Here is a 13,071-nt window from a genome sequence, read left to right as displayed (position 1 = left end):
TGTAGCGAAACGCTACACTTTTTTTGTAAAGTTGGTTAGAAAATCTTACAACATCAGCATTTTACAGTTTGGCACGGGACTTGCATTATAGATTAGTGTAAAAACCAAAAAGTTTTTTGAGGTAAGAAAGGGGAGAAAAGGATGGAAAAGACTTCAACTAGGAAAGCACAAATTCTTGCAATTGATGCAGGGGGAACAATGACAGATACCTTCATTATCGATGATAATGGTGATTTTGTTGTTGGTAAAGCACAATCAACTCCCGAAGACGAATCAATTGGCCTTTTAAATTCAGCAAGAGACGCACTCACTTACTGGGACACAACAGTCGAAGCGGAATTTCCTAAGCTTTTGGCAGGTGTCTACTCAGGGACTGCGATGCTGAACCGTCTTGTTTCAAGAAATGGGCGTAAAGTTGGCTTGATCGTTAACAAAGGAATGGAAGACTTCCATCGCATGGGTCGAGCCATTCAAGCCTACCTAGGTTACTCCTATTCAGATCGACTTCATTTAAATACCCACCGCTACGATCCACCACTTGTTCCTAGAGAGTGGACGAGAGGTGTTACCGAAAGAGTAGATATCTTTGGAAACGTTGTCATTCCTTTATATGAGCATGAAGTAGAGGGAGCGGTGCAAGAGCTCTTAGACCAGGATGTCGAAGCGATCGTAATCAGCTTGCTCCATTCTTATAAATATCCTGCTCACGAACGGAAAATTAGAGATATTGCGACTGAAACGATGAAAAAGGCTGGAAAAGAAATTCCGATCTTTGCATCAGTGGACTATTATCCAGTCAGAAAAGAATCCCATCGTACAAATACAACGATTATTGAAGCTTATGCAGCAGACCCTTCTCGTGAAACACTGATAAAGATCAACGATATGCTTCAAGAGCACGGCTCAACCTTTGACCTCCGGGTCATGGCGAGTCATGGTGGAACAATCAGTACGCAAGCTAATGAATTAGCTAGAACGCTAGTTTCAGGACCAATCGGCGGGGTGGTCGGTGCGAAGTATCTTGGTGAAGAACTAGGCATCCCGAACATTGCCTGCTCAGATATCGGTGGAACAAGCTTTGATATGGCGTTAATCACACAAGGAGATTTAAGCATCAACTCAAGCCCAGACATGGCGAGACTAGTATTATCCCTGCCGCTAGTAGCGATGGATACAGTTGGAGCCGGCGCAGGCAGCTACGTTCGCATCGATCCAAACTTTAAATCTCTCACCTTAGGACCTGACAGCGCCGGTTCAAAAGTGGGCGTCTGCTATCCTGAAGGTGGAGTTACAACGGTAACGGTGTCTGACTGTCACGTTGTTCTTGGATTAATTAATCCAGATAATTTCTTGGGTGGAGAAGTCAAGCTGGATCCTGAACGCGCCTATGAAGCTGTGAAAACACAGATCGCTGAGCCGCTAGGATTAAGTGTAGAGGATGCCGCTTATGGTGTTATTGACCTGCTAGAATCTCAGTTACGAAACTACCTAGAATCGATGATTTTAGGAAAAGGATACTCACCATCGCAATATGTTTGCTTCTCATACGGCGGTGGCGGACCACTTCACACTGCTGGCTATACAAAGGGCTTAGGCTTTGAAGATGTCTTAGTACCTGCATGGGCCGCTGGTTTCTCTGCATTTGGCTGTGGAGCTGCAGACTTTGAATACCGCTATGATAAAACACTCGATATCAACGTAGATGACCGTGCCGGGGATGATGTGAAGTTGAAGGCCGGAATCGAATTGCAGGGTGCATGGGATGAACTGATGGAAAAAGTAGCGGCAGAATTCGAAAAAAATAATTTTGATCGCAATGATGTAGATTTCCGTCTTTACTTCCGTATGCAGTACCAAGGTCAGCTAAACGACCTCGAAATCGAAGCACCAATTAAATCGCTTAAGAGCGTTAGCGACTTCGAAGCGCTTGTAGAAGCGTTTGAAGAAACGTATACAAGAGTTTATGCGAAAGCCGCGAAATCTCCTGAGCTTGGTTATAGTATCACAGGTGCGATTATTCGTGGAATTGTAGAAGTGGCCAAACCAAAAATTCCTAAGGAACCATTATTAGGTGAAAAGCCATCAGGGGATGCATTCCTTGGTCAACGTAATGTGTACTGGAAGGGTGAATGGATTAAGGCTAATATTTGGGAGATGGAAAAATTGAACCCAGGGAATAAAGTCGGAGCGTTCTCAATTCTTGAATCTCCTGCGACCACCTTTGTCATTCCGCCAGGGTTTGAAGCATATCTAGATGAGCACCGCATTTTCCACTTAAAAGAACTTTAAAGGGGAGGTTTTTGGATGAAGACTACTGAACAGGGCTTACAAAGCCGGAAAAATATTGGTTGGAACGGTAAAACACTTAAGCAAATGCGTCAGGAAATCGATGAGGTCAGCCGCGAATCAGGACATTACGCTGGCTTAAGAACCTTACCTTTAAAAGAAACGGATCCAATCCGCTACGAAAAAATCTTTTCCAAATTGCGGGGCGGAGTGGTGCATGCGCGGGAAACAGCGAAAAAAGTTGCTGCTTCACCAATCGTTGAGCAGGAAGGAGAATTATGCTTCACCCTCTATACCCCAGAAGCGGATTCTGTTGTTACTTCAACAGGAATTATCATTCACGTTGGAACAATGGGCTCTGCGATAAAATACATGATCAAAAATGATTATGAAGATAATCCAGGTATCGAGGATGGCGACATCTTCTGTAATAATGACTGTCAAATCGGAAACGTGCATCCTTGTGACGTCCATACGATTGTGCCAATTTTCCACGAAGGAGAACTTCTTGGATGGGTCGGCGGTGTAACGCACGTAATTGACGTGGGTGCAACGGCTCCAGGAAGTATGACAGTTGGACCAGTTACTCGTTACGATGATGGCTATCAAGTGGCCTGTCGTAAAATCGGGAAAAAAGATACGCTGTTAAAAGACTGGGTAATTGAGTCCCAGCGTTCTGTCCGAACAACTAAGTATTGGTTGTTAGATGAACGGACTCGAATTGCCGGCTGTCACATGATCCGCGATCTTGTGCTCGATATTATCAAAGAAGAGGGTGTTGACACCTACAAGCATTTTGTTCGTGAAGTTATCGAGGACGGTCGCCGCGGTTTTGTTAACCAAGTAAAAAGCATGCTCATTCCAGGTAAATATCGTCAAGTATCCTTTGTTGACGTACCGTATAAAGAATTAGAAGTACCTCCTTACGCACGTGTCAACACAATCATGCATGCACCTACAGAAATGACGATTCATAAGGATGGAAAATTCCAAATCGATTTTGAAGGTGTTAACCGTTGGGGTTGGCACAGTTATAACGCCACACCGGTCGCGATCACAAGCGGAATCTGGGTAATGATGTCACAAACATTAATCCCGAACGACCGTGTAAATGATGGAGCCCTTTATGCTTCTCAATTCGACCTCCCATATGGTTCTTGGTTGAATCCAGATGATATCCGTACAGCGCACAGCTATGCTTGGCACTTCCTAGTATCAGCATGGAGTCCATTATGGCGCGCACTTAGCCGTAACTATTTTGCCCGTGGCTATCTGGAAGAAGTCAATGCTGGAAATGCCAATACTTCCAACTGGCTGCAAGGCGGCGGTATGAACCAATTCGGTGAAAACCATGCGGTTAATAGCTTTGAATCTGCCGCTGAAGGCGTAGGGGCCAGTGCCGTCCGCGATGGTATTAGCCACGCCGCAGCAATCTGGAACCCAGAAGGCGATATGGGTGACATGGAGATCTGGGAGTTAGCCGAACCGCTTATTTATTTGGGACGCAGTATTAAGCCAAATACGGCCGGCTATGGAAAATATCGCGGCGGAAGCGGATATGAAACGCTGCGGATGGTATACGGTGCGAAGGACTGGACGATGTTCTTCATGGGCAATGGCTATATGTCCAGTGACTGTGGTCTGATGGGTGGTTATCCTGCTGCATCCGGTTACCGTTTCGAAGCACACGGCACGAACCTGAAGGACCGAATCGATAAGAAATTGCCACTTCCTACTGGCGGTGACATCGATCCAGACAACCCAGATTATGATGTGCTAATCCCGGGAGCGGAAATTATCCGTGACAAACAAGCGATTACCACAGAAACTATTTTCGAAGATTACGATCTGTATTTGAACTACCTTCGTGGGGGTCCTGGCTTTGGTGATCCGCTTGAGCGTAAAGCTAAGGCAATCCAAGAAGACTTAAATGATGGTCATCTGTTGGTGCGCTTCGCTGAAAAAGTTTATGGTGCGGTGGTTAGCCAGGATGAAAAAGGTCTATACATCGTCGATGAACAAGCGACAGAAGAGCGTCGCCGTGAGATCCGCAAAGAGCGCTTAAAGCGAGGTGTTCCAGTGTCTGAATGGATGAAACAGGAGCGCGCAGCGATTATCGCTAAAGATGCATCGGTTCAAGTTCGTCATATGTACGCCAGCTCCTTTGCCTTAAGCGAAAACTTTGCGAATGAGTTTAAGGAGTTCTGGAATATACCTGCAGATTGGAAGTTGACTGAAGACGAGCTGGGAGTTCCAGTGTTCGGTAGAAAAATAGACCATAATAAATAATTTTATTGAAAGAGTGGGGTGAAATCATGACACAATATGATCGCAAAACGATTGAAGAATTAATCGATGGTACAATTGATTTCTATAAGCTAAAAGAAATGCTGTCTACCTTTAAGGATGCAGACCGTTTCGAAAAATATATCAGTATTCTTCAAGAAAGAGTAGACTGGAACGATCCGATTTTACTACCAGCCGGACTTCACTTGTATATCGTTCAAAAGTCCGGTGGGGAGCGAGTTGTGAAATGCGACTGCGGTCACGAGTTCTGCACTGCTGATGATAACTGGAAGATGCACGCCCTGATTAATGTGCGTGACACTCAAGATAAAATGGCAGACATTTATCCGAAAATGCTTGCACCAGACCCAGAGTGGCAGGTAATTCGTGAATACTATTGTCCGAATTGTGCCAGCCAGCTTGAGGTTGAAGCTGTGACACCGTGGTACCCAATACTGAAAGATTTCGAACCGGATATCGATGCATTCTATAGTGAATGGCTGAAGAAACCACTTCCGGTTGTGAAATAAGATTTGAATTTTGCGGATGAGAAGAATTTTCTATTCGTAATATAAGATGATGGGCGACAGCATTTGGCTGTCGCTCATTTTCAGTTTATGGTGGAAGAAGCTCTTTGCTAGTTTAATTTTTTGTGTGATTTGCTGCGAAATTTTAAAAAATAGGGATAGCCAATTAGTTTTAGTTGGTACCCGCTCTAGTTGGTACCTGCTCTCCGCGAGGTTGTGAAGGACAAAATTGCAAGTTTACTATGTAAATTGTCCTTGAAAGGGGTTCTCAAGGATAAAATTAATGGCAATTGGATTTGTGTTTTTTCATGAATAAAATGGAAAAAAACTCCCGCTTCTGTTTTTTATCTCGTTCACGGGTCTATTCACAAGCTGAATGTGCCCGCCATGGCCCGTTTTCTTGGTTCACGGGCACAATCCCAAGCTGAATGTGCCCGCTATGTCCCAATTTCCAGGTCCACGGGCACAATCACAAGCTGAATGTGCCCGCGTTGGCCCGTTTTCCAGGTTCACGGGAACAATCCCAAGCTGAATGTGCCCGTGTTGGCCCATTTTTCAGGTTCCCGGGACAATCCCAAGCTGAATGTGCCCGTTATGGTCCATTTTCTTGGTACACGGGCACAATCCCAAGCTGAATGTGCCCGCCATGGCCCATTTTCTTGGTTCACGGGAACAATCCCAAGCTGAATGTGCCCGTGTTGGCCCATTTTTCAGGTTCACGGGAACAATCCCAAGCTGAATGTGCCCGTTATGGCCCATTTTCCAGGTTCACGGGAACAATCCCAAGCTGAATGTGCCCGTTATGGCCCATTTTCCAGGTTCACGGGAACATTCCCAAGCTGAATGTGCCCGTGGTGGCCCATTTTCCAGGTTCACGAGAACAATCCCAAGCTGAGTGTGCCCGCCATGGCCCATTTTCTTGGTACACGGGAACAATCCCAAGCTGAATGTGCCCGCCATGTCCTATTTTCTTGGTTCCCGGGAACAATCCCAAGCTGAATGTGCCCGCCATGTCCCATTTTCCAGGTTCACGGGCACATTCACATCCTCGATTGTGCTTTAGTCCCCTCTTTTTCAGATTTCACTTCCGTTTAGGTCACTAATCAACAAGGTTCTCAAGGATAAAATTACCAAAATACCCCAATAAAATGTCCTTCATAGATCTTTAAAAAAGAATATTTGCCTTTTCGATAATAAACGCTCATTATTATAACGACAATATACATAGGAATGAAACAAGAAAGTAGGGATTTTGTTTGTCTGATTTTTTATCAATGGGAATCTCAGAACCAATCGTCAAAAAATTAACCGAATACGGAGTGGTAATTCCAACTCCCATCCAAGAACAAGCAATTCCATTTGTGATGGATGGTAAAGATATAATCGCCCAAGCGCAAACGGGGACAGGGAAGACGTTTGCGTTTATTTTGCCGATTCTTGAAAAACTTGCACCAGAAGCTGCTCACATTCAAGCTCTGATTGTAACGCCAACAAGAGAATTGGCCTTGCAAATTACCGATGAAGTGGAAAAACTAATCAAGGATATAGATGAAATCAATGTCTTAGCAGCATATGGTGGTCAAGATGTTGAGAAGCAATTAAACAAATTAAAGAAGAACATCCAAATTGTTGTTGGGACTCCTGGGCGGCTTCTCGATCATATTAGGAGAGGAACGATCGACCTATCCTCCTTGTCACACCTTGTTCTCGATGAAGCAGACCAAATGCTTCATATCGGGTTTCTTGATGAGGTGGAGGAAATTATTAAGGAAACTCCGGCAACACGGCAAACGATGTTATTTTCGGCAACGATGCCTGCTGAAATTAGAAAGCTTGCTCAGAAACATATGCGTGCACCTCAGTATATTCAAATTGAAAAAACGCAAGGACCGGCACAATCCGTTAAACAAATTGCGATCCATACAATTGACCGGGCAAAGCAAGCAACTCTTATTGAATTAATCGAAACGCATCGCCCGTTTTTAGCGGTTATTTTTTGCCGGACAAAACGCCGGGTCAGCAAGCTTTATGAGGCGCTCCGGGCACACGGCTTTAAGTGCGATGAATTACACGGAGACTTGACTCAGGCTAAAAGAGAACAGGTAATGAAAAGATTCCGTGATGCCGAGGTCCAATTGCTTGTAGCTACAGATGTTGCAGCTAGAGGTCTAGATGTAGAGGGAGTAACCCACGTCTATAACTATGACATTCCACAAGACGCAGAGAGTTATATTCACCGGATTGGCCGAACCGGTCGAGCAGGCATGACTGGCCTTGCGGTTACTTTATATGCATCCAAAGATCGCCCAGCTCTTGATTTAATTGAAAAAGAGCTAAATATTACAATTAACAAGCAAAACATCGGCAATATGAAGATGTCTGAAAATGAGTCAAAGGATAATGCAAGCAAACCAACCCGAAAGCAGCAAGCAAAAGGCAGGAAAAAACCTAGCTCAGGTAAAAAAGATTTGAATTCCCAAGATAGAAAAAGGGACGAGCGCTCTTCAGCAAGGAAAGGATCGAAAGAAGAACCTATTCGAGGAAAGAAAAGCGAACGCGGTTTTGAAAAATCACGAGGTGAGGGAAAGAAAACGGAACGCGGTTTTGAAAAATCACGAGGCGAGGGAAAGAAAAGTGAACGCGGTTTTGAAAAATCACGAGGTGAGGGAAAGAAGAGCGATCGCGGTTTTGAAAAATCACGAGGCGAGGGAAAGAAAACGGAACGCGGATTTGAAAAATCAAGTCGTGGAGGAAAGAAGAGCGATCGCGGCTTTGAAAAAACACGCGGTGAAAGAAAAAATACCGATGGCGAAACAAAAAATACAATAAAGAAATTTGAGGGAAAACCTGAAAAATCCAGAGGTCTAACAAAGAAAAATGACCGTTCCAAAGGTCCAGTTGAAAAAGAGCAATCTCAACGATCAAAGCCAATTCGTGGTACTTCTAAAACTGGTTCCAATAGAAAAAGTGCTAAAACAGGTGCTGGAAGAAAGAAAACCTCCCGATAAATTCACGCGACAAAAGGGATTTTCTTTTACCAAAATGAAAATCCCTATTGACGCTTCTGAAAATTATTGATAACATCACTTTGTTAATTAAATATTATAGTAAGCGATGAATGTTATGGATCAAACTATAACGGGAGCAGCTTCTGGAGAGACCGCGCAAAGTGGCGCCGAAGGATTCACAATCTCAGGCAAAAGGACAGAAGAGTAACGAATACATTAATGTGTATGTTATTCTACTGACTATAGAGATTGGAGATATTCCAATCTCTTTTTTAATATTTCGCGCAGAAATATTTTTATTTTAATATAATAAAATGGGGTGCTTAGGATGAAACAAAGACGTGCAGTTGTTAGTGTAATCGGAAAAGATCAGGTTGGGATTATCGCGAAAGTAACCAATATTTTGGCGGATAACAGTATTAATATTTTAGATATCAGCCAGACGATTCTGCAGGATTTCTTCACGATGATGATGCTGGTAGATGTATCCGGCAAGGAAAACCTTGAACAATTGCAAAAGCAATTCGATGAAGTAAGTGACGAATTAGGTCTAAAAATCAATATCCAGCTTGAGGAAATCTTCCAAGCCATGCACCGGATATAAGGAGGTTAACAAACATGAATATTGCCATTCAAGAAATGATGGAAACGATCCGTATGGTTCAAATGGAAAACCTCGATATACGTACGGTTACAATGGGGATTAACCTCCACGATTGTGCGGATTCAGATTTTGAAAAAATGAACCAAAAGGTCTATGACAAAATTACAACCTATGCGCGCCAGTTAAAAGAAGTGGCTGAACAGGTTGAGAAAGAATTTGGGATCCCGATCATCAATAAACGTGTTTCTATTACACCAATTGCAGAAATTCTTGGAAATGCAACCAAGGATCAGGCAGTTGAACTGGCGAAAACATTGGATAAAGCAGCTAAGGTACTTGGCATTGATTTTATCGGCGGGTATTCTGCTCTTGTACATAAAGGAATTGCCAAAGGTGACCAGACCCTGCTTGATGCACTTCCAGAGGCGTTAACGGTAACAGAGCGAGTTTGTTCGTCGATCTCCGTTGCGACAACGAGAACTGGGATCAATATGGATGCTGTCAGTAAACTTGGCCATATCATGAAGGAAGCGGCCGAGCGAACGAAAGACCAAAACGGCCTTGCTTGTGCCAAGCTCGTTGTTTTTTGTAATCCGGTGGAAGACAATCCATTTATGGCAGGAGCATTTCACGGATCTGGTGAAGGGGAAGTCGTTCTTAACGTTGGTGTCAGCGGACCTGGAGTTGTCTTAAATGCTCTTAAACGCCATCCTGAAGCAGACCTTGGTGAGGTGTCTGAAGTCATTAAAAAGACTGCCTTTAAAATAACCCGTGCTGGCGAGTTAATCGGTCGTGTCGTAGCCGAGCGTCTTGGAGTTCCATTTGGAATTATGGATTTATCGCTTGCTCCGACAAATGCGATTAATGACAGTGTCGCAGAAATTTTGGAAGAAATCGGGCTTGAGCGAGTTGGAACTCATGGAACGATTGCTGCACTTGCGTTGATGAATGATGCGGTGAAAAAGGGCGGAGCGATGGCTAGCTCCTATGTCGGCGGTCTTAGCGGTGCCTTTATTCCAGTTAGTGAGGATAACGGGATGATTCGCGGAATCCTTGATAATGCCTTAACGCTTTCTAAGCTGGAAGCAATGACCTGTGTTTGCTCTGTCGGTCTTGATATGATCGCCATTACTGGTGATGTTACCCCTGCGACTTTATCAGCGATTATTGCGGATGAGGCAGCAATTGGGATGATTAATAAGAAAACCACAGCGGTTCGCATCATTCCGGTACCGGGTAAGCAAGAGGGCGATATGGTTGAGTTTGGCGGATTGCTTGGCCGTGCTCCTGTAATGGGTGTCAACCAATTTAGTTCTGAAAAATTTATCCGACGTGGTGGAAGAATTCCTGCTCCACTCCAAGCATTAATCAATTAATTCAGGACCATTCCTGACTTTGGCATAAATTTACAGTGACCGAAAAAAAGGATATTTTAATCAACTTAAGCGAGGAATCTCCCTTGAATAAATATCTTGTCCCAATACAAAAAAATATTAAGCCAGTTTTAAAGGGTTGGATTTGGCCTTTTTTTCGCCAAGTCTTAATCCTTATCGGCATTTTAGCTGTTTTGATTTTTTTAGCTGGAAAAATTGATTGGGAGCCATTCGAGAATTGGGCTTTTGAAAAAATGGCTCGTCAAGAACCGATTGGACAACAGACATCCTTCCCGATGCAGGGGAAGGTGAGTGTCAGTGATACGGTAGAGTATAAAAAGGAACAGTATTTAATTTTTAAAACAAATATAAAAAATACGGTCCAGCTGGTACTCTCCAAGGTTGGAATTAAAAGTAACACTCCGAATCAAAGCTTAACGAGTATAAGTGACGAAATTGCTAAAAACAGCAAATTTAATGATTTAACCTTCACTAATTTTGAATTAGAGACGGACGAGGCAACGGATACTAAGAAAACCTTATCGGACTGGGACATCATTAAAGACAATCTTAGTGACGGTTTTAGTGCCCTTGCTGATATGTTAGCGGTTAGGGTCATGACTGAGAACGGAGAACCAATCATAGTGAAGGTTATTGATGATAAACCTGTCGTGGTCGAATATGATTCATCTGATAAAATCATGAGATGGGGCAAGGAAATTCAAGCAGCTTCTGAAAAATACGGAATTGATCCTGCCATTATCGCTGCGGTTATTGAACAGGAATCAGGCGGTAATCCTGATGCCAATAGTCCGGCTGGAGCGATCGGCTTGATGCAGTTAATGCCTAAAACGGCTGAAGGTTTAGGCGTTAATCCTTATGATCCTGCTCAGAATATAGAGGGCGGTACAAAATATTTAGCCATTCAGCTTAATCGTTTTGGAAGCTTGGAACTTGCTCTGGCTGCATATAATGCCGGTCCAGGAAATGTGCTCAACTCGAGGTATTTGTATATCTCTGAGACCCAGAACTATATTCGAAATGTGCCTGCTTTAGTTAATAAATACCAAAGCCAATTTACAGAGATGTAAGAACCGCTGAAATTTACGGTTATAAATAGAGCTGACCCGAAAAGTCGTGTTGAACGGCTTACGGGTCAGCTTTTTTTAACCTATTTTTCTACTTCCTTAACTCTTCCTACCTGTCCGTCCATTAGTCGTACTTTGATCCCGTGGGGATGAAAGCTTGATTTGGTTAGGATATCTTTGACGACTCCACTCGTTAGTTTTCCAGACTTTTGATCCGCTTTAAGAACAATTTTAACCGAGGAACCTGTAGTAATCTCATTTCGATTTTGCCCGCTCATTATACACCTGTTCTTCTGCTTTGATTATTCGTCTTTTTAGTTCGTTGGCTTTTCATTTTTTGAGTGGTTGTTGAGGCATTAGCGTAAGACTTGCCATTTGTAGTTTGTTTTTTCTTATTTTCAAGCTGTTGTTTAATGGCTTCTTGAAGGCTCATTTTCTTTTTTTGGTTTTCTGTATGGTCGTCTTGCTTTTGGTCTGTCATCATTATGTCTCCAATCTATTTAGTATTTCAATTATACTCTATTGTTCCTCTGTTAGGGACAGATTAACTATTGACTTTAAAGTTCATTGCCTTTATCCTAAATTTAATTATATATCGTTTCCTTTAAAGGGGAGTAGCTTTAACAGCAAAGTCGTCATTTCGGAGGTCATTCTCTCGGCTTTGTTGGCAGCGTTCATGTTGTTAGCCAGACCTTTACCTGTTTATGGTAAGGGTCTTTTTTATTATGTACCGTTACCAAAACCTGGTAACGGTATTTTGTTTTATTTTACAAAAAATAAAAAAGGTAGGAGGAATGGACAGATGATGCTAAGAAAATACATGTCACTGATAGGAATTGGTTCTGCAAGGGTAGATTTAATCATAGATAAAAATAAGTACAGGGCTGGTGAAACCGTTACTGGGCGATTCAAATTAATGGGGGGAACGGTCGAGCAGCAAATTAGAAGGATCGAATGTGATTTCGTAAAAACGAATAATCATACGGAAGAGGAAGAAACCATCGGGACAGTAACGATTCTAACTTCACAGCAAATTGATTCCGGTGAGCATAGTCAAGCTTCGTTTCAATTTACATTACCTTCTGACATTGAACTTACAACGCAAAATATCTCCTATCATTTTAAGTCAAAGTTAATCTTTGATGAAGGAGTAAAAAGTCTGGATTTTGATCCAATCTTTATTATCGAGTGAGGCAGTTTTACAGAAGATTTGTCATCGGTTTGTTATAATGAAGTAAAACCGATGGAATATATAGGAATTTATCTTGGAGGAGAAACATGCAAACTTGGATTACCGATTTTATGGAGCATTTTGGCTATTTGGGGATTTTTATATTAATGTGTTTAGAAAACGTATTTCCACCTATTCCATCAGAATTAATTCTCCCGTTTGGGGGATTTATGACAACTAATTCGGATTTAAATGTATTAGGTGTAATCTTTGCTGCTACGGGTGGCTCTCTTTTGGGGGCGGTTATTTTATATGGAGCCGGGCTGCTCCTTGATGTTGAAAGACTATTAAAAATTGTTGATAGATGGGGAAAGGTCCTGCAGTTAAAACAACAGGATATCCTTAAAGCAGATGAATGGTTTGATAAACATGGTTATTGGACAGTTTTGTTCTGCAGAATGATTCCGTTGATTAGAAGTTTAATTTCCATTCCTGCAGGGATGTCCAATATGAAGTTTATTCTTTTCCTATTTTTCACTACTGTTGGGACCCTTATTTGGAACTCATTACTTGTTGGTGCGGGTGCGATGTTAGGAAAGTCATGGGATCGAGTAATATATTATATGGGGATTTATTCTAATATCGTCTACGTTTTAATCGGGCTTCTTGTTCTGTTCACAGCTGTTTATTTTATAAATAAAAAAAGACGTAAGAAATAAAAAGCAAAG

At 42.6% G+C, this 13,071-nt stretch carries 11 protein-coding genes and 1 riboswitch; of the genes, 9 read left to right on the top strand and 2 right to left on the bottom strand.

Annotation, left to right across the window (positions count from 1 at the left end; translation table 11 throughout):
- Window positions 1-141 precede the first annotated feature (141 nt).
- The 7 genes from ACI48O_RS17665 to ACI48O_RS17635 all read left to right on the top strand — a co-directional run bounded on the left by ACI48O_RS17665 (window position 142) and on the right by ACI48O_RS17635 (window position 11,175).
- Window positions 142-2,289 (top strand): hydantoinase/oxoprolinase family protein, encoded by a 2,148-nt coding sequence (locus ACI48O_RS17665; RefSeq protein ID WP_435563172.1) that lies wholly within the window; start codon window positions 142-144, stop codon window positions 2,287-2,289.
- Window positions 2,290-2,304: 15 nt separating this feature from the next.
- On the top strand, window positions 2,305-4,575 hold the full coding sequence (locus ACI48O_RS17660) for a hydantoinase B/oxoprolinase family protein (RefSeq protein ID WP_435563171.1): 2,271 nt from the start codon (window positions 2,305-2,307) through the stop codon (window positions 4,573-4,575).
- A 26-nt stretch (window positions 4,576-4,601) separates the two neighbouring features.
- Window positions 4,602-5,102, top strand: a complete 501-nt coding sequence (locus ACI48O_RS17655; RefSeq protein ID WP_435563170.1) for an acetone carboxylase subunit gamma — start codon at window positions 4,602-4,604, stop codon at window positions 5,100-5,102.
- 1,253 nt (window positions 5,103-6,355) lie between these two features.
- A complete protein-coding gene (locus tag ACI48O_RS17650; protein WP_435563169.1) occupies window positions 6,356-8,107 on the top strand; it encodes a DEAD/DEAH box helicase in 1,752 nt (583 codons plus the stop codon).
- 133 nt (window positions 8,108-8,240) lie between these two features.
- Window positions 8,241-8,317: riboswitch (glycine riboswitch) on the top strand.
- Between the two features lie 118 nt (window positions 8,318-8,435).
- Complete coding sequence (locus ACI48O_RS17645) at window positions 8,436-8,711, top strand: ACT domain-containing protein (protein WP_435563168.1); 276 nt, start codon at window positions 8,436-8,438, stop codon at window positions 8,709-8,711.
- Window positions 8,712-8,725: 14 nt separating this feature from the next.
- A complete protein-coding gene (locus ACI48O_RS17640) occupies window positions 8,726-10,087 on the top strand; it encodes a PFL family protein (protein ID WP_435563167.1) in 1,362 nt (453 codons plus the stop codon).
- Window positions 10,088-10,170: 83 nt separating this feature from the next.
- Window positions 10,171-11,175 (top strand): lytic transglycosylase domain-containing protein, encoded by a 1,005-nt coding sequence (locus ACI48O_RS17635; protein WP_435563166.1) that lies wholly within the window; start codon window positions 10,171-10,173, stop codon window positions 11,173-11,175.
- Between the two features lie 80 nt (window positions 11,176-11,255).
- Here ACI48O_RS17635 and ACI48O_RS17630 read toward each other — a convergent pair whose 3' ends face one another.
- Both ACI48O_RS17630 and ACI48O_RS17625 read right to left on the bottom strand, forming a co-directional pair.
- On the bottom strand, window positions 11,256-11,450 hold the full coding sequence (locus tag ACI48O_RS17630) for a YwbE family protein (RefSeq protein WP_435563165.1): 195 nt from the start codon (window positions 11,448-11,450) through the stop codon (window positions 11,256-11,258).
- Window positions 11,450-11,653, bottom strand: coding sequence for a hypothetical protein (locus tag ACI48O_RS17625; RefSeq protein WP_435563197.1), 204 nt, complete (start codon window positions 11,651-11,653; stop codon window positions 11,450-11,452). Before ACI48O_RS17625 ends, ACI48O_RS17630 begins: the two co-directional genes overlap by 1 nt.
- Before the next feature lie 321 nt (window positions 11,654-11,974).
- Here ACI48O_RS17625 and ACI48O_RS17620 point away from each other — a divergent pair, with 321 nt between their 5' ends.
- Both ACI48O_RS17620 and ACI48O_RS17615 read left to right on the top strand, forming a co-directional pair.
- Window positions 11,975-12,364, top strand: coding sequence for a sporulation protein (locus ACI48O_RS17620; protein ID WP_435563164.1), 390 nt, complete (start codon window positions 11,975-11,977; stop codon window positions 12,362-12,364).
- Between the two features lie 86 nt (window positions 12,365-12,450).
- Window positions 12,451-13,062, top strand: coding sequence for a DedA family protein (locus ACI48O_RS17615; RefSeq protein WP_435563163.1), 612 nt, complete (start codon window positions 12,451-12,453; stop codon window positions 13,060-13,062).
- Window positions 13,063-13,071 lie beyond the last annotated feature (9 nt).

This window comes from Neobacillus terrisolis (assembly GCF_051233475.1).
In the GTDB taxonomy this organism is placed as follows: Bacteria; Bacillota; Bacilli; order Bacillales; family Cytobacillaceae; genus Bacillus_BU.
The sequence above is the reverse complement of the archived record's forward strand: the minus strand, read 5'-3'. Positions and strand labels throughout refer to the sequence as shown.